The sequence below is a fragment of the Actinoplanes sp. NPDC051343 genome (genome assembly GCF_044455125.1).
Taxonomy (GTDB): Bacteria; Actinomycetota; Actinomycetes; order Mycobacteriales; family Micromonosporaceae; genus Actinoplanes.
The window spans coordinates 158,047-179,790 of the sequence record NZ_JBITEL010000008.1; the positions used below are offsets into that span (position 1 = coordinate 158,047).

The following is a 21,744-nucleotide window of genomic DNA, read 5'->3' on the forward strand; positions in this document are numbered from 1 at the left end:
GGTCGCGGCCGGGTCACCCGAGCGGCCCCGCGCCGCAAGGACGGAGGTGAGTGTGGAAATCCTTTTGTTGGTGACGGCACGGGCCGGTGAGCCCTCGGCTGTGCTCCCCGCGCTTGATCTGCTTCCCCACTCCGTACGCACCGCCCCGCGCGATGTCCGCACCCTGGTCTCCGGCCCGAGCCCGGACGCCGTGCTGGTCGATGCCCGCACCGAGCTGTCCGAGGCGCGCGCCACCTGCCGCATGCTCCACGCCACCGGCATCGGGGTGCCGCTGTTCGCCGTGGTCACCGAGGCCGGCCTGATCGCGCTCAACGCCGACTGGGGCGTCGACGACGTCATCCTGGCCGGTGCGGGCCCGGCCGAGCTCGAGGCCCGGCTGCGCCTGGGCGTGGGCCGCCTCACCAACGCGACCGCGGGCGCCGGCGGTTCGATCCGGTCCGGCGAGCTCACCATCGATCCGGACACCTATCAGGCCAAGCTCAAGGGCCGCCCGCTCGACCTCACTTACAAGGAGTTCGAGCTGCTCAAGTTCCTCGCCCAGCACCCGGGCCGGGTCTTCACCCGCGACCAGCTGCTGCGCGAGGTCTGGGGCTACGACTACTTCGGCGGCACCCGCACGGTCGACGTGCACGTGCGGCGCCTGCGGGCCAAGCTCGGCTCCGAGTACGAGTCGATGATCGGCACCGTGCGCCAGGTCGGCTACAAGTTCGTGGTCCCGCCCTCGGGCCGCCAGCTGCCCGCGACTGAACCGGTGCCGATTCCGGTCTAGGCTTTTCGCTATGACGGTTCGAGCTGTGGAACGGCTGTCCGCGTCCGAGACCGATCAGGTTCTGGCGCTGGCGGCCGCCGCCGAGCGGGCCGATCACGTCTACCCCCTGTCCGAGGACGTCGTGCTGCGCGTGCGCGGCAGCTCCGGCCGTCACCTGCTGGCCCACGAGGCCGACGGATCGCTGAGCGGCTACGCCTTCGTGGAGGACGGCGCGGGCGAGCTGTTCGTCGGCCCGGGTGCGCGCCGCCGCGGGCACGGCAGCGCGCTGCTCGAGGCGGCCGGCGAGGGCCCGCTGCGATTCTGGGCCCACGGCGACGAACCGGGTGCGAAGGCTTTCGCCGTCCGGAACGGCTTCGAGCGCGTACGCGTCCTCTGGCAGATGCGCCGCTCCCTGGAGGCGCCTCTGCCCGACGCCCCGCTGCCGCCCGGCGTGACGATCCGTCACTTCCGGCCCGGTTCCGACGAGCAGGCGTGGCTCGGGGTCAACTCGCGCGCCTTCGCCGACCACCCCGAGCAGGGCCGCTGGACGCTCGACGACCTGCGCCTGCGCGAGGACGAGCCCTGGTTCGACCCGGCCGGCTTCCTGCTCGCGGTCGACATCGAGGACACCCTGCTCGGTTTCCACTGGACCAAGGTGCATCCGGCCACCGGCGACGATCCCGCGCTGGGCGAGACGTACGTGCTCGGCGTCGACCCGGGCGGCCACCGCCGCGGGCTGGGCGTCGCGCTCGAGGTCGAAGGCCTGCGTTTCCTGGCCGCCGAGGGCCTGACCACGGCGATGCTCTACGTCGACGAGGACAACGAGGCCGCGGTCGCTCTCTACCGCCGCCTCGGATTCGAGATCCACAAGGCCGACGTCATGTACCAGCGGAGCTAGGGCACCACGGTCACCGGCCAGCGGCCGTATTTGACCAGGCGGATCGCCAGGGAGCCGGTGATGCGGTGGCCGACGCCGGCCGAGGAGCCGACCACCACGGCCTCGGCCCGGGTCTCCTTCGCTACTTCGGCGAGCAGCGTGAACGGGTCGCCGCGGCGTACGACCAGGCGGGCGTCGACGCCCCAGACCGACGACTGGCGTTCGAGCTCGGTGCGGAGCTGGTTTTCCAGCTCGTCCTGGGTCTGGAGCACCGCGTTGGTCGCCAGCCCGCTGTGGTCGGCCAGCGTGAGCAGGGTGGCCGGCGACGTTCGCGCGTAGACCACGATCAGCTTGGTGTGCTGCCGCCGGGCGAGTCCGGCCGCGTAGGCCGCGGCGCGCAGCGACGTCGGGGATCCGTCGACACCGACGACGATCGCGCCGGGACCATCCGTGCCGAGCTCGAACCCCATGGATCCAACCTAGGCCCCGCGCAGCGACGGGAGAACGTCGGCCGTCAATTCGTGCGGCGTGGCGCCAGGACTGACCAACACCACCGTACGGGTGGTCGAGTGGGTGAGGGCGGAGGTGAAGCTGCCCTCGGCGAACTGGGACGCCGGGCCGCGCGGGGAGCGACCGACCGCGACCGTACGGGCGTCGATCTCGTCGGCGTGCCGGGCCAGCACCCGGCCGGCCGCGGCGTGATCACCGACGCTGCGCAGGATCTGCCCGGTCGCCGCGATGCCGTGCGCGGCCAGGTGGCCGAGCAGTTCGGTGACGGCGGCGCGGGCGTCGTCCTCGTCCTCCGGGTCGACCGCCAGTTCCTCGATCACCACCGTCTCGCGGACCCGGACCACCTCGAGGGGAGCGCCGAGGTCGCGGGCGATCGCGGCGGCCGCTTCGACGACCTCACCCGCGTCCGGGGTGGCGCCGACGGCGACGACCACCGGGCGGGAACCCGCGTCGGCCACCGGGCCGACCGCCTCCAGGGGTGCGGGCTCGGACAGCCCGGCCTCGGCCGCGGTGACCAGCTTGTGGCCGCTGGCCAGCACGAAGATGGCGAGAATGAACGCGACGCCGCCCAGGTAGAACGGAACGCTCAGGTTGAAGGCGTCGGCGAGTTTGCCGGCCACGAACGGGGCCAGGCCCCCGCCGATGAACCGCACGAAGCCGTACGCCGAGGAGGCGACCGACCGTTCGACCGGCGCGACCAGCATGACCGCCTGGGTGGTGAGCGTGTTGTTGATGCCGATGAAGGCGCCGCTCACGATCACCGCGACGATCACCACGGCCGGGGTCTGCACGCCGGCCGCGATCACGGCCATGACGATGCCGAGCGCGAACATGTTGACGTACAGCACCTTGGCGGTGCCGAACCGGGCTTGCAGGCGGGGCGCGAAGTAGACGCTGAACGCGGCGACCAGCAGCCCCCAGCCGGTGAAGACGAGGCCGAGCTTCTGCGCCGAGAGCTCCATCGGGTAGGGCGCGTAGCCGAGCATCGTGAAGAAGCCCCAGTTGTAGAGCAGCGCCATGATGCCCATGGTCAGCAGGCCGCGGTGGCGCAGCGCCTGGAGCGGGGCGGCGATCGAGGTCTTGTGCTGCGGCTTGGGCAGCGACGGCACGAAGAGCGCGGTCGCGATCAGCGCGATACCCATGAGGACCGACACCCCGAAGAACGGGCCTCGCCAGCTGATGCTGCCGAGTTCGCCGCCGAGCAGCGGGCCGACCGCGATGCCGAGGCCGAGCGCGGTCTCGTAGAGGATGATCGCTCCGGCGAAGCCGCCGCTGGCCGAGGCCACGATGACGGCCAGGCTGGTGGCGATGAACATCGCGTTGCCGAGGCCCCAGCCGGCCCGGAAGCCGACGATGCCGCCGACCGAGCCGGAGGTGCCGGCGAGCGCGGCGAAGATGACGATCAGGATCAAGCCGTAGATCAGCGTGCGCTTGGCGCCGATCCGGCTCGAGATCCAGCCGACGAACAGCATGGCGACCGCGGTCACGACCAGGTAGCTGGTGAACAGCAGGGACACCTGGCTGGGTGTGGCGTTCAGGTTGTGCGCGAGCGCGGGCAGGATCGGGTCGACGAGGCCGATGCCCATGAACGAGATGACGCAGGCGAAGGCCACGGCCCAGACGGCTCGTGGCTGCCGGAACGGGTTCGACGTTGGCTTGGAGCTCATAACTGTATTATGCAGCTAACGCGGGCCGGCGACGAGTCTGTTACGTCACGAGCGAGACAAGGCCCGGTCTCGAGCCGATTACAGTCGCACCGATATATCCGACTTTTCAGTCACTCGCCACTCGGTTCACGCAACGGACAACTCGCCCTCAGTCCGAAGCCATCTATAGGGCTTGACGAGTTCACCCCTCGTTCATTTGGGCCCGGTTCGGCGGCTACCTCCGCCTCCTAACTTTCGGGTTGTGCCGGTGAGAGACCGGCGATGCACCCATCCGAGAGGAAAACTGTGAAGCTCCAGCGGTCCGGTTACGTTGCCGGCATTGCTTTGACTGCGGCGCTGTCGCTCGCTGCCTGTGGCTCGGACAACAACACGTCGTCGAACGCCGGCGGAGCCGCGAACGCTTCCGCGGCGGCCGGTAGCTGCGCCACGGGCAGCCTCACCGCGTCGGGCTCGACGGCCCAGAAGAACGCCATGGCCGAGTGGATCAAGGACTACCAGGGCCAGTGCTCGGGCGCCAAGATCGACTACCAGGGCACCGGTTCCGGGGCGGGCGTCGAGGCCTTCACCGCCGGCACCTCCGACTTCGCCGGCTCCGACTCGGCGCTCAAGCCCGAGGAGCACGCCAAGGCCGACCCCAAGTGCGCGGGCGGCGTGGCGATGGACCTGCCGATGGTCGTCGGCCCGATCGCCGTCGTCTACAACGTGGACGGCGTGAAGGACCTGCAGATCGACGGCCCGACGCTGGCCAAGATCTTCGCGGGCAAGATCACCAAGTGGAACGACCCGGCGATCGCCTCGCAGAACAACGGCGCGACCCTGCCCTCCACCGCGATCCAGACGGTGCACCGCTCGGACTCGTCCGGCACCACCGACAACTTCACCAAGTACCTCTCGAAGGTCGCGGCGTCGGACTGGACCTTCGACCACGACAAGACCTGGAAGGCTCCGGGCGGCATCGGCGCCCAGGGTTCGGACGGCGTTGCCGCCAAGATCAAGAGCACCCCGGGCTCGCTGGCCTACGTCGAGCTGTCGTTCGCCCAGAACAGCAGCCTCGCGATGGCGAAGGTCAAGAACGGCGCCGGTGAGTACGCCGCGCTGACCGGTGAGAGCGCCGGCAAGACCATCGAGGGCGCCAAGGTCACGGGCACCGCTCCCGACCTCACGATGACCATCGACTACGCCACCACGCAGGCGGGTGCCTACCCGATCGTCCTGGTGACCTACGAGATCGCCTGCAGCAAGGGCAGCGCCAAGGCCGCCGACATCAAGGCGTTCCTGACCTACACCTCGAGCACCGGTGGCCAGTCCGTCCTCAGTGACCTCGGCTACGCGCCGCTGCCCGAGTCGGTCCGCACCAAGGTGGCCGCCTCGGTCGCCGGCATCGCCTGATCCACCGCACCTGAACCTCCGAATCCTCCGAATTCGACAGACAGCGAGCGAGCAGATGGGTGACACCCCCTCCCGCTCGACGAACGCCACCGCCGGCGGATCGGGCGTGCCAGGACGGCACGTCAGGCCCGCCGGCAACGGCGTTTCGCCGAGACGTTACGAAGAGCCACCTCTGGGCGGTGGCGGTGCGTTGCCGAAGAAGGTGCGCTTCTCCATGGAGAGCGGGTTCCGTGGCCTCTCCCTGGCCGCCGGCTCGATGGTCCTGGTGATCATCGTTGCCATCGCGGTATTCCTGATCTCGAAGGCCGTGCCGGCGATCAAGGCCGACAAGACGAACTTCCTGACCGACCAGCAGTGGTTCCCGAACGACGCGGCGCCGCATTTCGGCATCGCGTCGCTCGCCTTCGGAACGGTGCTCACCGCTGTCATCGCGCTGATCGTCGCGGTGCCCATCGCTCTGGGTATCGCGCTGTTCCTCTCGCACTACGCCCCGAAGTCGCTGGCGACCCCGCTCGGCTTCGTGATGGACCTGCTCGCGGCCGTGCCGAGCGTCGTCTTCGGTCTCTGGGGCCGCGACCTGTTCCAGAACCCGGTGCGGGACTTCTCGGGCTGGCTCAACCACTACTTCCACTGGATCCCGCTGTTCGGCGGCGACGGGCCGTTCGGGCAGTCGATCATGCTCGGCTCGCTGGTTCTGGCGATCATGGTGCTGCCGATCGTCACCTCGCTCTCCCGCGAGGTCTTCCAGCAGACCCCCGGCATGAACGAGGAGGCCGCCCTCGCGCTGGGCGCCACCAAGTGGGAGATGGTCCGCACCGCAGTCCTGCCGTACGGCAAGCCCGGCGTGATCGCCGCCGTGATGCTCGGCCTCGGCCGTGCCCTCGGCGAGACCATCGCCCTGGCGCTGACCCTCGGCATCACCTTCAATGTCTCGTTCAACCTGATCCAGGCCGGTGGCAACACCATCGCCGCCAACATCGCCAACACCTTCGGCGAAGCCAACGACACCGGCCGCGGCGCCCTGATCGCCTCCGGCCTGGTGCTCTTCGCGATCACGCTGGTGGTCAACATGACGGCGCGGGCGATCATCTACCGCCGTCGCGAGTTCCGGGACAGTGCCGCATGACCGTTCTCGAGAATCAGATGCCCGACGTCGTGATGACGGCGGACAACATCCGTACGAAGAAGCTGCCGGTCGTCGCCGACCTCGCCATCGCCGTCGTCGCCCTGGTGTTGGCCGGCGCGATCGTCTTCGGCACCGGGATCGGCAACTGGGTTCTGGCCCTGGTGCTCGGTCTGGTGTTCTACCTGGCCGGGCTCAACATCGTGTCCGGTCGGATCGAGGGACGCCGCGCCGCTCGCAACCGGATGTGGCGGGCCGCGATCTACGTCGCCTGCCTGCTCGCCATCATCCCGCTCGCCTCGGTCGCCTGGACGCTGATCTCCAAGGGCTCGTCCCGGCTGGACGGCAACTTCTTCAACTCCTCGATGAACAACATCGGCGCCCGTGACCCGAACGGCGGCGCCTACCACGCCATCATCGGCACGCTGGAGCAGGTCGGCATCGCGACCATCCTGGCGGTGCCGCTGGGTGTGCTCGGCGCGATCTACATCGTGGAGTACGGCCGGGGCAAGCTGACCGCGACGATCCGCTTCTTCGTCGACGTCATGACCGGCGTCCCGTCGATCGTGGTCGGCCTGTTCGTCCTCTCGTTCTGGGTGCTGATCGTCAGCAAGTGGTTCAACAACGGTGTCCCGCGGTTCTCCGGCTTCGCCGCCGCACTGGCGCTCACGGTGCTGATGTTGCCGACGATCGTGCGCTCCACCGAGGAGATGCTGCGACTGGTTCCGGGCCCGCTGCGGGAAGGCTCGTACGCCCTGGGCGTGCCGAAGTGGAAGACGATCACGCGGATCGTCCTGCCGACCGCCCTGCCCGGCATCGTCACCGGCGTCATGCTGTCGATCGCCCGGGCCGCCGGGGAGACCGCTCCGGTGCTGCTGGTGGCCGGTGGCGCCGACGCCATCAACTTCGACGCCTTCAGCGGCAACCAGTCCTCGCTGGCCCTGTACGTCTACCAGCAGGCCGGCAACGCCTCCAAGTACGCCCCCGCGCGTGCCTGGACCGCGGCACTGACCCTGGTCGCGATCGTGCTGATCCTGACCATCGCCGCGAAGCTGCTCGCCCGCCGCAACCGACTGTCCCGATAAGAGGTATCCCCCATGGCCAAGCGCATCGAGGCGACAGGTGTCACCTCCTACTACGGTTCGTTCAAGGCGATCGACGGCGTCTCGATGACGGTCGAGCCCAAGACGATCACCGCGCTCATCGGTCCGTCCGGGTGCGGCAAGTCGACGTTCCTGCGGTCCATCAACCGCATGCACGAGGTGCTGCCCAACGCGCGCATCGAGGGCAAGCTAACCATCGACGACCAGAACATCTACGACCCCGACGTCGACGTGACCGCGGTCCGCCGGCTGATCGGCATGGTCTTCCAGCGGCCCAACCCGTTCCCGACGATGTCGATCTACGAGAACGTCGTGGTCGGCCTCAAGCTCAACGGCGTCAAGAAGAAGTCGGTGCTCGAGGAGGCGGCCGAGAGGTCGCTCCGCTCGGCCAACCTGTGGGACGAGGTCAAGGACCGGCTCGGCCGGCCCGGCGCCGGTCTCTCCGGCGGTCAGCAGCAGCGTCTCTGCATCGCCCGCACCATCGCGGTCGAGCCGCAGGTCGTGCTGATGGACGAGCCCTGCTCGGCCCTCGACCCGATCTCGACGCTGGCGATCGAGGACCTGATGTTCAAGCTGAAGGACCGCTTCACGATCATCATCGTCACGCACAACATGCAGCAGGCGGCCCGGGTCAGCGACAAGACCGGGTTCTTCTCGATCGACAAGACCGGCGACCCCGGTCGCCTGATCGAGTACGACGACACCCAGAAGATCTTCAGCAACCCGACCGAGAAGAAGACCGAGGACTACATCACCGGCCGCTTCGGCTAGGCCTCTTGGTGGCCGGCGCCCGGCTCCTCGATGAGGACCCGGGCGCCGCCGTCCGCGGTGAAGATCACGCGAGGCATCACCGGGGTCGCCGCATCACGGCGACCCGCGGCCGCGATCACTTCCGCAACCTTCCCGTACGCGCTGAGCCCGCGCATCATCGCCCGCGTGGGTGGAAGCATGGTCAGCTCCGCGTGCTCGGCCGGCCCGATCCACTGTGCGTGGTCGGCCTCGCCGGACACGTCCCGCGCGGTCTGCGACTCGGGCAGCAGCGCCACGAAGAACCAGGTATCGAAGCGCTTGGGCTCGAACTCCGGGGTGATCCACCGCGCCCACGGAAGCAGCAGGTCGTCGCGCAGCCGCAGACCCCGGCGCTCCAGCACCTCGGTCATCGTCAGCTCGCGGGCGGCCACGGCGGCCCGGTCGGCCTCCCAGTCGGCCTTGCTCACGTCGCCGACCACCGCGGCCGGCTCCTCGTCGGCCTTGCTCACGTCGCCGACCACCGCGGCCGGCTCCTTGTCGGCCTTGCTCACGTCGCCGACCACCGCGGCCGGCTCCTTGTCGGCCTTGCTCACGTCGCCGACCACCGCGGCCGGCTCCTCGTCGTCGTCGCTCAGCGTCCGCTCGGCGTCGGTGACCTCGTCGTCGTCCTGCTCGGCTTCGGCCGTCGCGTCGGGGCCGCCGAGCGTCACGACGCCACTCAGCGAGCCGTCGCTGACCGTGCGGTCGACCTCGTCGTGCGGGCCGGCCAGCAGCACGCCGGCCTCCTCGAACAGCTCGCGGGCGGCCGCGCCGACCACCGCCCGGGCCTCCTGGTCGCCCACCCCCAGGCGCGCGGCCCAGTCGTCGCGCAACGTCTCCGGACGGTCCGACGGGTCGACCCGCCCTCCCGGGAACGCGTAGACCCCGCCGAAGACCATCGTCGTCGCGCGCCTCAACACGTACACCTGAAAGGTCTCGCCTCGAGGGCGTAGGAGGACGACGGTGGCCGCCGCGCGGGTGGGGGCCGGCGGCCCCTGGAACGCGCGAGCGCGCTCGACCATGGCGGACGGGAGCGGCATGGCATCGGTCACCAGTCGATCCTGCCACCGGCGGCGCGAAGGGCGATAGCGTACCGATCATGACCCAACCGAAGGTTCGCTGGGGCGTGCTGGCCACCGGTGGCATCGCCGCACAGTTCGCCGCTGACCTCGCGCTCGTCGAGGGCGCCGAACTCGCCGCCGTCGGATCCCGATCGCCGGAGTCGGCGGCGGCGTTCGCCGAGCGGTTCGGCTTCGCCCGGTCGCACGGCTCCTACCAGGCGCTGGCCGCCGACGACGAGGTCGACGTGGTCTACGTGGCCACCCCGCACGCGATGCACTTCGACGCCGCGCTGGCCTGCATCGAGAGCGGCAAGGGCGTCCTGGTCGAGAAGCCGATCACCCTCGACCTGGCCGCGGCGGCCCGGCTGGTGGCGGCCGCCCGAGAACGCGACGTCTTCCTGATGGAAGCCATGTGGATGCGCATGAACCCGGCCATCCGCAAGATCACCGACCTGATCGACGAGGGCGCGATCGGCTGGATCAGCTCGATCCACGCCGACTTCGGCCTGCACGGCCCGTTCCCGCCCGAGCACCGCCTGCGCGACCCCAAGCTGGGCGGCGGCGCCCTGCTCGACCTCGGCGTCTACCCGATCAACCTGGTCCACCTGATCCTCGGCGCGCCGGCCGAGGTGCACTCCTGGGCCCACCTGACCCCCGAGGGCGTCGACGAGAACACCGGCGTGCTGATGGGCTACCAGAACGGCGCGGTCGCGGCCCTGACCTGCAGCATCAACGGCGAGAGCCGCAACGCCGCCTCGATCACCGGCACCGAGGGCCGCATCGACCTGCCGCCGGGCTTCTTCGTGCCGCGCGAGTTCACCCTGACCCGGCCGCGCCACGACCCGGAAATCTTCGAGTTTCCCTTCGAGGGCAGCGGCTACCAGTTCGAGGCGGCCGAGGTGCAGCGCTGCTTCCTGGCCGGCGAGCTCGAGAGCCCGCTGATGCCCCACGCGACCAGCCTCGAGGTGATGAGCCTCCTCGACACGATCCGCTCCGAGATCGGCGTGGCGTATTGAGGTCATCCTGCTAACGACGGGTCTCACCGATCCGTCGAAGATGGCGTCGGATCTGGCCAGCACCTGCTCCGACGAGAGATGGAACCCGCGTTGCGGCCGTACATTCAGATCCACACCTTCGAAGGCGTGCCGCTTCTGGTTGCGGAGGTGCCGGAGCTTCCTCCGGTCTGGATGCGCTTGACGAACGCCTGGGCGCGGCCATGATGGTGCGGCTCAAGAGCAGCCGACCGTATGCCTACCAGGAATTGTCCCCGCCGGAGATCCTGCGCCGTATGAAGGCGACGGTCGCGGACGGAACCGAAGCCGGTGATGTCGTGACAGTCGGCGGTCTCTTGGCGCTCGGTTCCTATCCGCAGGAGTATTTTCCGCAGCTCATGCTGGCCTTCGTGCACTATCCGACCGAGCGCGGGTCGGACGAGGAGAACGGACCCGATTCCTCGACAGCGTGGCGATCGAAGGGCCGGTGACCCTGGACAACCTCGGCGAGGAGGGCGCCACCTCGTCGCGCAACGCGTCCCTTCTCCGGATCCTGGGCTGTGCTTCATGCCGGGACCGTTCTCGACGACCCGACCTATCGGAAGCTGACCGGACTGGATTCCCGAGTGGCCACCTCCGAGTTGCAGGACCTGGTAGCTCGTGAGTTGGTCGAGCACGTGGTGGGCACGCGCCGGTGGGCCCGGTATTCCCTGGTTCCCCGCTTGGCCGCCGACGCCGACGTAGGCAAGCGCCACCCCACACCCACCGACCGGCGTGAGCAGATTTTGGAAGCGCTGGGGACGTCCATCGCCTCACGTGCTGAGCTGGCGGCACGCGCCGGCCTGACCGACCCCACGGTGCGGCGATGGCTCACGATCCTGCGGAAGGAAGGCCTCGTCGAGACGACGGAAAACGCGACGAGCAGCAGAAATACGAAGTATCGGCGCGTTGTGCACGGTCAGCTCTTCAGCTGAAGAGCGGACGGATGGCCAGGAAGGTCAGGGCGGCTATGCCGCCCGCGCCGGGGAAGGTCAGGATCCAGGCGCCGACGATGTTGCCGGCCACGCCCCAGCGTACGGCGGAGAGCTTCTTCGTCGCGCCGACGCCCATGATGGCCGAGGTGATCGTGTGGGTGGTGCTGATCGGGGCGCCCAGGCCGATGCCGAAGACGAAGAGCAGGGCGCTCGCCACGACCTCGGCGGCGAAGCCCTCGGGCGGGCCCAGGTCGATGATTTTGCGGCCGAGGGTGCGGATGATGCGCCAGCCACCCGCGTACGTGCCGAGGGCGAGCACCGTAGCCGACGTCCAGTAGGTCCACTGCGGGATGTGGGTCACGGTCTGCTGGAAGCCGCCGACGTACAGCGCCAGCACGATCACGCCGATCGTCTTCGCCGCGTCCTGCAGGCCGTGGCCGATCGACATGGCGGCCGCCGAGGCGGTCTGGGCCCAGCGGAAGCCGCGGTTGAGCTTGCCCGGCCGGCCGTTGCGGAAGCTCCACATCAGGGCCAGCATCGCCAGGAAGCCGAGGACGAAGCCGGCCAGCGGGGACAGCAGCATCGGCAGGATGACCTTGTTGAGGATGCCGTGCCACTTCACCTGGTCGCCGGCCAGCAGCGCGGCGCCGACCAGGCCGCCGATCAGCGCGTGCGAGGACGACGAGGGCAAGCCGAAGTACCACGTGATGAGGTTCCAGCAGACCGCGCCGACAACGCCGGCGAGCACCACGGCGAGCGCGTCCATCTGGTGGGGCAGGGTCACCAGGCCGGAGCCGACGGTGGTGGCGACCCGGGCACCGAAGTGGGTGCCGATGAAGTTGCCGATCGCCGCCATCAGCAGCGCCGCCCGTGGGGTGAGGGCGCGGGTGCTGACGCTGGTGGCGATCGCGTTCGCCGCGTCGTGGAAGCCGTTGGTGTAGTCGAACACCATCGCGACCACGATCACCGCGAGGACGGCGATCAACTGGGCGGACAAGGTCTACGACTCCTTGACCGCTATGGTTTCGACCGTGTTCGCGACGTGCTCGAACGCGTCGCAGGCCGCCTCCAGCTCGTCGGCGACCTCCTTCATCTTCAACACCGTCAGCGCGTCGTACTCGCCGGAGAAGAGCCGCACGAGCAGCATCCGGTAGGACCGGTCGCCGTCGTTCTCGAGACGGTTGATCTCGATCCAGTACTCCTCGAGGTTTTTCATCGAGCGGAGCCGCGGCATCGCGTCGGCGGTGACCTTGCTCTGCTGGTCGAGCACGTTGATCAGCTCGTGCATCTCGCGGGGCAGCGACGGCAGCTCGGTCAGGCCGTACAGATAGAGGAGGTTGCCGACCGCCTCGAGGTGGTCCATCACGTCGTCGAGCTGGGAGCCGAGCGAATAGATGTCGGCCCGGTCGAACGGGGTGATGAAGGTCGAGTTGATCTTTTTGTAGAGGTCGTGCGTGATCTGGTCGCTGTCGTGCTCCACATCGGTCAGCCGGTCGCTGACCGACTGCACGTCGACGCCCGGCAGGGCCAGTTCGTTGAGCAGTTCGGTGCCTTTCACGAGGTTGTGCGCAGCCCGGCTGAAGAGCTCATAGAAGGCGCCCTCGACGGGGCGGAAGGAGAACTTCACTGCGGGACCTCGTTCGGCGGGGCGATTGGATCTCCAGGCACTCTAGCGGTCCGCCTTCGTTTACCCCGCGTTCGCCTGTTAAACGGGCTCCCGGCGACGATTCGGTTTGGGGGCGGTCGGGCGGGGCGACGAGCGGCGTACCGCCCGGGTCGGCAGTGGCGCCTGCGGCGCGTGGTCGGTGACCGGGTGGCGGCGCAGGTGGCGTACGAGGCCGGGCAGGTCGGCATCGGCGATCACGTCGACCCCGGCCGCGCCGAGCTCGGACCAGACCGCGCGCCGGGCCCGGTGGGAGCCTCTGGGCAGGCCGGCGAGGCGTACGGTCCGCCCCTCCTCGTGGGCCGCGTGGACCATGGCGTGCAGCTGGTGCCGTTCCTCGGCCGGGATCGGTTCCCGCCCGTCCCAGCCGAACCGGCGGGTCCACGGCTCGCTGATCGTCGGCACGAGCGAGGGCGGCGCGGTGTGCGAGCCCAGGTCGTCGAAGGTGCCGTCGGCGAACGCGTACCGCAGGGGCTGGGCCGCGAGCAGCTCGCGTACGTTCACGATGCCGGCGACCGTGACCGTCACCGCGCCCGGCACCAGTTCGCCGCCGTCGCAGCGGCTGAGCAGGCTGGCGTGGTCGCGCAGCTGCTGGTCGAGCATGCGGTAGGCCCCGAGCAGCGTTTCGGCGTCCCGGTTGGTCCCGGCGAATTCGACGACCAGCCGGAACGGGACCCGCTGGTCGCGCCGTACCCGGCCGCCGTGGGTTTTGGCCCGGGTGAACAGCGGGGAGAGGACGAGGCGGCGCAGCGTCCGGCCGGGCTCGGGCGCACCGGGGCCGAGGAACAGCTCACCGTGCGGGCCCGGCATCACCGGTACGGTCATCCCGCCCAGCCCGAGCCGTAGCACCCGGGGGAGCGGGTCGGCCTGGTCGCGTCCGGCGAGTGCGTGCCCGGACGGCTGGAACGTGCGGGGCCGGCGCAGTAGGGCGGCGCCGGCGTAGGCCGCGCCGGCCAGGCCGGCGAGACCGCCCGCATAGGTCGCCGAGTTGTTCATACCCCACCACCCGATTAGTACGGAATGCCCGGTTCCTACTGTGGCATACACGCTACTTCCGATCCGGAATCTCGCGCAGAATTCCTCCATGCCGTCATCCGACGAGGAATTCGTGGCCGAGCGCCCCCACCTGCTGGCCGTCGCCTACCGGATGCTCGGCAGCCGGGCCGAGGCGGAGGACGCCGTGCAGGAGGCCTGGCTGCGCTACGCCAAGGTGCGCGCCGGTGGAGAGATCCACGATCTGCGGGGCTGGCTCACCACGGTGACCGGGCGGATCTGCCTCGACGTGCTGAAGTCGGCCCGGGTGCGGCGCGAGGCCTACCCCGGCCAGTGGCTGCCGTCGATCTTCGTGGACGTGGACGGCGACCCCGCCCGCCGGGCCGAGGTGAGCGACCAGGTCGGCCTCGCCCTGCTGGTCGTCCTCGAACGACTCACCCCCGAGCAGCGGGTCGCGGTGGTGCTGCACGACGCGTTCGGCATGCCGTTCGCCGACGTCGCGACCGTGCTCAACACGACCGAGGACGCGGCCCGCCAGCACGCGTCACGCGGCCGCCGGGCGATCGCGGCAGGCGGCGTACGCCATAACGCAGGTCTCGCCGAGCAGCGCCGCGTCCTGACCGCCTTCCTGGATGCCGCGGGAAGCGGCGACGTGCAGGCCCTGGCCGCCGTGCTGGCGCCCGACGTCGTCACCATCGGTGACGGCGGCGGCTACGTCTCGACCGCGCCCCGGATCATCGAGGGCGCCGACCGCGTGGCCCGCTTCTGGCTCGGCATCTTCTCGGCCCGGCAGATCGAGATGGACTCGCTGGACTTGGTGCCGGTGCTGGTCAACGGCGAGGCCGGCCTGCTGGTGCGTGGCAAGTGGGCGGACGGGCGGCCGCTGCTCTCGGTCGTCGGCGTGTCGGTCGCCGAAGGAGTGCTAACCGGGATCTTCAACCAGATGAACCCCGACAAGATCCTATTGAGTGACCTCTTGTAGGAACTTGCGATGGTGCGAGGCGAACGGTTCGCTGCCGTCGCCCAGCGCCACCAGCAGCTTTTCGGCCGCCGCGCGGGCCTCCACGACCAGGTCGCCGGGGTAGCCGAACTGCTCCCGGTGCTCGTCGAACTCGTCCTCGTCGCGTAGCTCGACCAGCCCGGACTCGCGCCGCCGCACCACGTCGAGGTCGAGGTCGATGATGTGCACCGTGTCGCCCTCCCAGCGGGCCGGCGTGGTGATGTCGCAGTAGACCTCGCTGGTGCGCGGCGGCGGGTTGAACATGGCCGTCCACCAGGCGTGATGCGGGATGAGCAGGACGAACGGGATCTGCTCGACCGACGGCCGGCCGTGGTAGACCGACCGGGTGCCGCGGGTGACACCGACCCACACACCCAGCTCATCGGTGTCGAAACGACGGGCGGGATAGTCCCGGTGCGCCGAACCGTCGTACTTGGTGTAGACGACCCGGACCGTCTCGTTCGGCATGCGAGAACCCTAACGGTGGTCGGCTTCTGTCGGTGGTGGCGGGTACCTTCTCTGCGTGCCCGCAGCCAAGCCGAAGAACGCCACCGCCGAGCAACTCCTCACCGCCGCGGTCGGCGCGGTGCCCGGTGGTGCGGCCCGGCCCGGTCAGCAGGCCATGGTGGCCGCCATCGAACGGGCGATACGTGAAAAGGAACACCTTCTCGTCCAGGCCGGCACGGGCACCGGCAAGAGCCTGGCCTACCTGACGCCCTCGCTGCTGGTCGACGGCCCGGTCGTGGTGTCGACGGCTACCCTGGCCCTGCAAAACCAGCTGGTCGAGCACGACCTGCCCCGGCTGTCCGCGGCCGTCGAGCCGGTGCTCGGTCGCCAGCCGACGTTCGCGGTGCTCAAGGGCCGCCATCACTATCTGTGCATGGCCAAGATGGAGCACGCCGACGAGGAGGGGTCGACCGACACGCTCTTCGACGACGCGCCGCCGCGGGCCACCCTGTGGCTCGGCGAGGCGGGCCGGCTCGGCAAGCAGATCCAGCGGCTGCAGGCCTGGGCGGAAAAGACCGAGACCGGCGACCGCGACGAGCTCGACCCGGGCGTCGACGACACGGCCTGGCGGCAGGTCTCGATGCCGGCCCGCGACTGCGTCGGGGCGGTCAAATGCCCGTACGGTGCGGAGTGCTTCGCCGAGGCGTCCCGGGTCCGGGCCCGCGAGGCCGACATCGTGGTCACCAACCACAGCCTGCTCGCGGTCGACATGCTCGCCGACCGCCACATCGTGCCACCCCACAAGCTGCTGATCATCGATGAGGCACACGAGCTGGCCGACCGGGTCTCCTCGGCGTCCCAGGCCGAGCTCACCCCCGACGCGATCGAGCGTTGCGCCCGCCGGTCCCGCACCCTGCTGCCACCGGCGGCGCATGAGGCGCTGTCCGAGGCGGCCGACGCGCTCACGGTCGGCCTGGCCGACATCCCGGCCGGCCGGCTGACCGCCGGCCTGCCGGAGCCGCTTCAGCAGGCGGTCACGCTCCTGGAGGCGGCCACCCGGGCGGGGCTCACGGCCATCGGCGACGTCAAGGCCGATGACCCCGATCCCGTACGCAAGCAGCAGTCCAAGGCCGCCCTCGGTGAACTGAGCGACACCGCCCAGCGACTGCTGGAAGAGTCGCCGTTCGACGTCGCGTGGGTCGAGAAGTCCGACATGGGCAGTGGCCGCCGGGCCCTCGTGGTCGCGCCGCTCTCGGTCGCCGGCACCCTGGCCCAGGGCCTCTACACCGACCGTACGGTGGTGGCGACCTCGGCCACGCTGACCCTGGGCGGCCGCTTCGACACCGTCGCCCGCTCGCTCGGTCTGCCCGCGGCGGCCCCCGGCGTCCCGTCGCCGCGCAGCGAGGTCGCCGAGGCGGCCGCACCCGGTTCCCTGACTCCCGACGCGCCCGCGGTCTCCGGCGACGGCTGGACGTCGCTCGACGTCGGCTCCCCGTTCGACTACGCCAAGCAGGGCATCCTCTACGTCGCCGCCCACCTGCCCCGGCCCCAGATGTCCGGCCTGCCGGACGCCGCCGGTGAGGAACTGGTCAAGCTGGTCGAGGCGCTCGGCGGCCGCACGCTCGGGCTTTTCTCGTCCCGCAAGGCCGCCACCCAGGCCGCCGAGCTGCTGCGGGCCAAGACCGATCTGCCGATCCTGCTCCAGGGCGAAGAGTCGCTGCCGCTGCTGGTCCGCAAGTTCCGTGACGACAAAGCGAGCTGTCTGTTCGGCGTGATGTCGCTCTGGCAGGGCGTCGACGTGCCGGGTGACGCCTGCCAGCTGGTCGTGATCGACCGGCTGCCGTTCCCCCGCCCCGACGAGCCGCTGGCCGCGGCCCGCTCGGCGGCGGTCGACTCGGCCGGCGGCTCCGGCTTCGCCTCGGTCAGCGTGCCCATCGCGGCCGTACGCCTGGCCCAGGGGGTGGGCCGCCTGATCCGCTCGACGGGAGACAAGGGCGTGGTCGCGGTCCTCGACTCCCGCCTCGAGACGGCCCGCGGCTACGGCGCCTTCCTGCGCAAGTCGCTGCCGCCGTTCTGGTACACCACCCGTCCCGACGTGGCGATCGGCGCCCTCCAGCGCCTCGCCAAGAGCTGAGGCCGCGTTGCTCGAGATCGCCTGCATCTTCCTGGTCGACCGCTCGGGCGCGCTGCTCCTGCAGCTGCGCGACGACCGTGCCCCCTACTACCCCAACGTGTGGGGCCTGCCGGGCGGCGCGGTCGAGCCGGGCGAGACCCCGCTCGAGGCGGCCGAGCGTGAGCTGTTGGAGGAGACGTCGCTGCGCCCGTCGGCCCCGCTGACCCTGTTCACCCGCCAGGAGTTGCCGGCACAGAGCCGGGTCAAAAACTACTTCTTCGGCCGGACGACGGCCGGCCAGTCCGACGTGGTCCTGGGCGAGGGCGCCGCCATGCTCTTCGTTCCGGCCGACGAGGTGCTGGCCCGGCCCTTCACCCCGGGCTCGGCCGAGGTCATCGAGCAGTTCCTCGTCTCGCCGTCCTACTCCGCCCTGTGCCGGGTCACGCCACGTTGAGCTGAATGTCGCCGATCCGGGCGACGATGTCGACCTGGCCACCGAGGCCGCCCACATAGGTGCGTAGCACCCTCAGGCTCACGTTCCGGCCCCTCTCGATCTGGCTGATGCGGGCCTGGCTGAGGCCGGTCGCTTCGGCCAGCTGGACCTGAGTGAGCCCGAGCTGCCTACGAATCTCGGCGAGCCGTGCACCGCTGACCGCCGCGAGCATCTCGGTACGCATTTCCTGCCGCCGTTCGACCCGGGCCGGGCTGTCCCAGCTCGGATCCGTGGCGCGGAGTTCTTCCTTGACCTCATGCCAGTCAACGAAGTCGTTCATGCTCCGTCCTCGGATATAAGCAAAGTTCATACCCAGAAGTCTTGGCGCTCGACAACTCATCCCGTGCCAAGTTCCCAGCGGCGTGGGTGTGGTGGGGGTGGGTGGGCATGCCACCATGGCTGCCGTGACGCAGCCTGATTCACCGCCGAGGAAGCGGTTGCGGCGGTGGGGGCTGCTGTGGGTGGCTGTGGTCTGGGGTGTGGTGGTGGCCGGGCTGGCGGCGTGGGGGGTCTGGCACGAGCCGGCGACCGTGCCCGAGCAGCGGACCGTCGGGCAGGCGTTGCCGGCGTTCCGGGCGGCGGTCGGGAGCCTCTTCGCGGCGGCCGGGGGACCGGGGCGGGCGCTGGTGCTCGGCGACCTTCAGGTGCGGTCGGGGTGCCGGGTCACGCCGGTGCGGCACGGGGTCGCCCTCACGCGGGAGGTGACCGTCTATGTGCGGGCGGGGGAGCAGCGGGCCGACATCGAGGCGATCGCGGCGGCGCTGCCGGCGGGCTACCAGGCGCAGGTGACGGCTGGCCGGGGCGGCACGCAGTTCGCGCTGCACGCCGACGCGGGGAGCTTCATCGCCGTCGACCTCGACGCGGACGTCGGGGATTCGGCGCTGACCATCGAGGTGTCGAGCGGGTGCCGGCCGGTCGGTGGCGGCGGGGTCGATCAGGCTGACCCGGGTGCGGCGCCGACGCCGGCTGCCCTCGAGACCGTCCTGACGCTGCTCGGGGCGGCCGACGCGCCCAAGGTGACTACGCAGGCGGTCGATTGCCCCCGGGGCGGGACGGCCGGCACCTGGTCGGTCGGTGGGGTCAAGGCGCCGGGGGACTGGCGCAAGCGGCTCGGGGCGGTGGCGTCCGGGTCGGCGGTGGTGCGGTCCGATCCGACGCGGTGGGCCTACCGGGCCGGGGGCGACTCGGTGGTGGTCGTCAGCGACGGCACCGGGCTGCGGGTCAGCGTTTCGACGTCCTGCTGACCCCGGTTGCCCTAACTCACCAAGGGGCGCGGGCGAACAGCCTTACGCATTTACAGAGATGAATTAGAGCATTAACATCCTGTTACGCAAAGGCTCGCACATAATCGCTCAGAAGCGCACGCGGGAGGCCGCCGTGGAACGTCGTAACCTGCTGGTCGGAGCGGCGGCCGTCGCGGCCTCGCCGCTGGTCGGAGGCCTGGTCGGAGGCACAGCCGCGGAGGCGGCGGCGCCGGGCTACGTGGTCAACCGGGCGCCCCTGCACCCGGACGCCTTTCTGCGGCTCCCGCCCGGCTCGACCAAGGCCGGCGGCTGGCTGGCGACCCAGCTCGGCTACCAGCTCGACGGCCTCAACGGCCGGATGACCGAGGTCTCCCACTTCCTGCAGTACGACAACACCGGCTGGATCCACCCCGGCCTAGTCGGGTGGGAGGAACTGCCGTACTGGCTCAAAGGCTTCAGCAGCCTCGGCTTCGTGACCGGCGACTCCCGGGTGCGGACCGAGACCACGAAATGGGTCAACGGCGTGCTCGCCACCCAGGCCCCGGACGGCTATTTCGGGCCCACCGGGCTGCGCACGAGCCTCAACGGCGGCCCCGATTTCTGGCCGCACATGCCGATGCTGCACGCCCTGCGTTCCTACGCCGAATACACCGGCGACACGCGCATCGTCCCGGCCTTTTCGCGCTTCTTCCAATTCGTCAACCAGCAAGGCGCAAGCGCCTTCAATCAAAGCTGGGGAAGCTTGCGCTGGGCGGACACGCTCGAGGTCGTCTTCTGGACCTATAACCGTACGGGCGAGAGCTTCCTGCTGGACCTCGCGCGCAAGATCCACGCGAACTCGGCGAACTATATGAACAACCTGCCGTCGCTGCACAACGTCAACCTCGCGCAAGGGTTCCGGGAGCCGGCCGTCTACTCGATCCTGAGTGGCGACGCGAGTCACCGGCAGGCGAGCTACAACGACTACAACTCGATCATGAGTGCCTATGGGCAGTTCCCGGGCGGCGGCTTCGCCGGTGACGAGAACGCCCGGCCCGGGTTCGGCGACCCCCGCCAAGGCTTCGAGACCTGCGGGATCGTCGAGTTCATGGCGAGCCACGAGATCCTCACCCGGATCACCGGCGATCCGATCTGGTCGGACCGGGTCGAGGAACTCGCGTTCAACTCGCTGCCCGCCGCACTCGACCCCCACCAGCGGGGCATCCACTACATCACCAGTGCCAACAGCATTGCGCTGCTCGACCGGGCGGGCAGCCAGGCGCAGTTCCAGAACGGGTTCGCGATGCAGGCCTACATGCTGGGCATCGACAACTACCGGTGCTGCCCGCACAACTACGGGATGGGCTGGCCCTACTACGTCGAGGAGATGTGGGTGGCCACACCGGACGGTGGGCTGGCGGCGACCCTGCACGGGCCGGCGACGGTGACCGCCCGCGTCGGGGACGGGACCACGGTGACGATCAAGGCGGATACGAACTACCCGTTCTCCGACACCATCACCTACACGGTCACGACGCCGAAGGCACTGTCGTTCCCGTTGTACTTCCGCATTCCCGGGTGGTGTGCAAATCCGAGTCTGGCCGTGAACGGGGCCAATGTTTCTGTGGGCGGCGGACCCGCGTACGGAAAAATCGCACGGACCTGGACCACCGGTGACCGTATCGTTCTCCGCCTCCCGATGCAGGCGAAAGCCCGGACCTGGACCGCCGACCACAATGCGGTCTCGGTCAATTTCGGTGCGCTGACGTTCTCTCTGGCGATCACCGAGAACTGGACGCAGACCGGCGGCAACGCGACCTGGCCGACCCGCGAGGTGCGGCCCGGATCGGCCTGGAACTACGGCCTGGACGGTGCATCCGCATTCTCGGTGACGACCGGTCTGGGGAACGCCAACGACCCGTTCACGCCGGCCAACGCGCCCATTCGCATCACGACGCCGGCGCGGAAGATTCCGAACTGGAAAGCCGACGTCGACCAGGTCGTGACGACGCTGCAGAACAGTCCGACGCCGTCCTCGTCGCCGGCCGAGACGGTCACGCTGATTCCGATGGGCGCCGCCCGCCTGCGTATCACGGCATTCCCGACGATCGGCGCCGGCACCGCGTGGCTGGACACCAGCCTGGCCTACCGGATCCAGAACCAGAACAGCAGCAAACTGCTAGGCGTCGATGGTATGTCTCTGGCCAACAGCGCCCGGGTCGTGCAGTTCTCCGACAACGGGACGGCCGACCATCTGTGGCGCCTGCTCGACAACGGCGACGGCTGGCTGAAGATCCAGAACGTCAATTCGGGCAAACTGCTGGGCGTCGACCAGATGTCGACCGCCGATTCGGCGCAGGTGGTGCAGTTCGAGGACAACGGCACGGCCGACCATCTGTGGCAGTTGGTCGACAACGGCGACGGATGGGTCCGCATCCGCAACAAGAACTCCGGCAAACTGCTCGGTGTCGACGGGATGTCGACCGCCGATTCGGCGAACGTGGTGCAGTTCAGCGACAACGGGACCGCCGATCACAACTGGCGTCTGACTGCCGACAGTTGATGGTGGTGCCAATGGG

General features: G+C 69.7%; 21 protein-coding genes and 1 pseudogene. 14 read left to right on the forward strand and 8 right to left on the reverse strand.

Annotated features, from left to right (window positions below; translation table 11 throughout):
* Window positions 1-52 precede the first annotated feature (52 nt).
* On the forward strand, window positions 53-769 hold the full coding sequence (locus ACIA5C_RS26305) for a winged-helix domain-containing protein (RefSeq protein ID WP_396059062.1): 717 nt from the start codon (window positions 53-55) through the stop codon (window positions 767-769).
* A 10-nt stretch (window positions 770-779) separates the two neighbouring features.
* Entirely contained in the window at window positions 780-1,646 is an 867-nt protein-coding gene (gene mshD, locus ACIA5C_RS26310; RefSeq protein WP_396059064.1) for a mycothiol synthase, read from the forward strand.
* Here the strand turns inward: mshD and ACIA5C_RS26315 are convergent.
* Together ACIA5C_RS26315 and ACIA5C_RS26320 are read right to left on the reverse strand one after the other, a co-directional pair.
* Entirely contained in the window at window positions 1,643-2,095 is a 453-nt protein-coding gene (locus ACIA5C_RS26315) for a universal stress protein (protein ID WP_396059066.1), read from the reverse strand. The two genes, mshD and ACIA5C_RS26315, sit on opposite strands and share 4 nt — an antisense overlap.
* 9 nt (window positions 2,096-2,104) lie before the next feature.
* The gene (locus ACIA5C_RS26320) at window positions 2,105-3,802 is read right to left on the reverse strand and encodes an MFS transporter (protein ID WP_396059068.1); all 1,698 of its coding nucleotides are present in this window, start codon (window positions 3,800-3,802) and stop codon (window positions 2,105-2,107) included.
* Between the two features lie 285 nt (window positions 3,803-4,087).
* On the opposite strand from ACIA5C_RS26320, the gene pstS reads away from it, so the two are divergent.
* From pstS to pstB, 4 genes are read left to right on the forward strand one after another with little or no spacing between them, the layout of a single operon-like run.
* Window positions 4,088-5,191: a phosphate ABC transporter substrate-binding protein PstS gene (gene pstS / locus ACIA5C_RS26325; protein ID WP_396059070.1), complete on the forward strand. Its 1,104-nt coding sequence runs from the start codon at window positions 4,088-4,090 to the stop codon at window positions 5,189-5,191.
* 55 nt (window positions 5,192-5,246) lie between these two features.
* Window positions 5,247-6,317 carry a phosphate ABC transporter permease subunit PstC gene (gene pstC / locus ACIA5C_RS26330; protein WP_396059072.1) on the forward strand — a complete coding sequence of 357 codons (1,071 nt, stop codon included), beginning with the start codon at window positions 5,247-5,249 and terminating at the stop codon, window positions 6,315-6,317.
* Window positions 6,318-6,349: 32 nt separating this feature from the next.
* Window positions 6,350-7,399, forward strand: coding sequence for a phosphate ABC transporter permease PstA (pstA, locus tag ACIA5C_RS26335; RefSeq protein WP_396059652.1), 1,050 nt, complete (start codon window positions 6,350-6,352; stop codon window positions 7,397-7,399).
* Window positions 7,400-7,411: 12 nt separating this feature from the next.
* Window positions 7,412-8,188, forward strand: coding sequence for a phosphate ABC transporter ATP-binding protein PstB (gene pstB, locus ACIA5C_RS26340; RefSeq protein WP_396059075.1), 777 nt, complete (start codon window positions 7,412-7,414; stop codon window positions 8,186-8,188).
* A gap of 623 nt (window positions 8,189-8,811) precedes the next feature.
* Here pstB and ACIA5C_RS26345 read toward each other — a convergent pair.
* A pseudogene (locus ACIA5C_RS26345) lies at window positions 8,812-9,258 on the reverse strand (NUDIX domain-containing protein); the annotation flags it as partial.
* A gap of 47 nt (window positions 9,259-9,305) precedes the next feature.
* Between ACIA5C_RS26345 and ACIA5C_RS26350 the strand changes: the two are divergent.
* The 3 genes from ACIA5C_RS26350 to ACIA5C_RS26360 all read left to right on the forward strand — a co-directional run bounded on the left by ACIA5C_RS26350 (window position 9,306) and on the right by ACIA5C_RS26360 (window position 11,233).
* Complete coding sequence (locus ACIA5C_RS26350; protein WP_396059077.1) at window positions 9,306-10,283, forward strand: Gfo/Idh/MocA family protein; 978 nt, start codon at window positions 9,306-9,308, stop codon at window positions 10,281-10,283.
* A gap of 200 nt (window positions 10,284-10,483) precedes the next feature.
* Entirely contained in the window at window positions 10,484-10,750 is a 267-nt protein-coding gene (locus tag ACIA5C_RS26355) for a hypothetical protein (protein WP_396059079.1), read from the forward strand.
* A gap of 135 nt (window positions 10,751-10,885) precedes the next feature.
* Window positions 10,886-11,233: a winged helix-turn-helix domain-containing protein gene (locus tag ACIA5C_RS26360; RefSeq protein ID WP_396059082.1), complete on the forward strand. Its 348-nt coding sequence runs from the start codon at window positions 10,886-10,888 to the stop codon at window positions 11,231-11,233.
* On the opposite strand, the gene ACIA5C_RS26365 is transcribed toward ACIA5C_RS26360, so the two are convergent.
* The 3 genes from ACIA5C_RS26365 to ACIA5C_RS26375 form a co-directional block, all read right to left on the reverse strand.
* Window positions 11,226-12,230, reverse strand: a complete 1,005-nt coding sequence (locus ACIA5C_RS26365; protein ID WP_396059084.1) for an anion permease — start codon at window positions 12,228-12,230, stop codon at window positions 11,226-11,228. The genes ACIA5C_RS26360 and ACIA5C_RS26365 overlap by 8 nt on opposite strands.
* Window positions 12,231-12,233: 3 nt before the next feature.
* Window positions 12,234-12,860, reverse strand: a complete 627-nt coding sequence (locus ACIA5C_RS26370; RefSeq protein WP_396059086.1) for a DUF47 domain-containing protein — start codon at window positions 12,858-12,860, stop codon at window positions 12,234-12,236.
* A 78-nt stretch (window positions 12,861-12,938) separates the two neighbouring features.
* On the reverse strand, window positions 12,939-13,892 hold the full coding sequence (locus ACIA5C_RS26375; protein WP_396059088.1) for a hypothetical protein: 954 nt from the start codon (window positions 13,890-13,892) through the stop codon (window positions 12,939-12,941).
* A gap of 88 nt (window positions 13,893-13,980) precedes the next feature.
* Between ACIA5C_RS26375 and sigJ the strand changes: the two genes are divergently transcribed.
* Window positions 13,981-14,871 (forward strand): RNA polymerase sigma factor SigJ, encoded by an 891-nt coding sequence (sigJ, locus tag ACIA5C_RS26380; RefSeq protein ID WP_396059090.1) that lies wholly within the window; start codon window positions 13,981-13,983, stop codon window positions 14,869-14,871.
* Here the strand turns inward: sigJ and ACIA5C_RS26385 are convergent.
* Window positions 14,851-15,357 (reverse strand): DUF402 domain-containing protein, encoded by a 507-nt coding sequence (locus ACIA5C_RS26385; RefSeq protein ID WP_396059092.1) that lies wholly within the window; start codon window positions 15,355-15,357, stop codon window positions 14,851-14,853. The genes sigJ and ACIA5C_RS26385 overlap by 21 nt on opposite strands.
* Before the next feature lie 154 nt (window positions 15,358-15,511).
* Between ACIA5C_RS26385 and ACIA5C_RS26390 the strand changes: the two genes are divergently transcribed.
* Entirely contained in the window at window positions 15,512-17,470 is a 1,959-nt protein-coding gene (locus ACIA5C_RS26390) for an ATP-dependent DNA helicase (RefSeq protein ID WP_396059654.1), read from the forward strand.
* A 7-nt stretch (window positions 17,471-17,477) separates the two neighbouring features.
* The gene (locus ACIA5C_RS26395; protein ID WP_396059094.1) at window positions 17,478-17,903 is read left to right on the forward strand and encodes an NUDIX domain-containing protein; all 426 of its coding nucleotides are present in this window, start codon (window positions 17,478-17,480) and stop codon (window positions 17,901-17,903) included.
* Here ACIA5C_RS26395 and ACIA5C_RS26400 read toward each other — a convergent pair.
* On the reverse strand, window positions 17,890-18,222 hold the full coding sequence (locus ACIA5C_RS26400; RefSeq protein WP_396059096.1) for a helix-turn-helix domain-containing protein: 333 nt from the start codon (window positions 18,220-18,222) through the stop codon (window positions 17,890-17,892). The two genes, ACIA5C_RS26395 and ACIA5C_RS26400, sit on opposite strands and share 14 nt — an antisense overlap.
* Window positions 18,223-18,346: 124 nt before the next feature.
* Between ACIA5C_RS26400 and ACIA5C_RS26405 the strand changes: the two genes are divergently transcribed.
* The gene (locus ACIA5C_RS26405; RefSeq protein ID WP_396059098.1) at window positions 18,347-19,186 is read left to right on the forward strand and encodes a hypothetical protein; all 840 of its coding nucleotides are present in this window, start codon (window positions 18,347-18,349) and stop codon (window positions 19,184-19,186) included.
* A gap of 133 nt (window positions 19,187-19,319) precedes the next feature.
* Window positions 19,320-21,728, forward strand: a complete 2,409-nt coding sequence (locus tag ACIA5C_RS26410) for an RICIN domain-containing protein (protein WP_396059100.1) — start codon at window positions 19,320-19,322, stop codon at window positions 21,726-21,728.
* The last annotated feature ends 16 nt before the right edge of the window (window positions 21,729-21,744 follow it).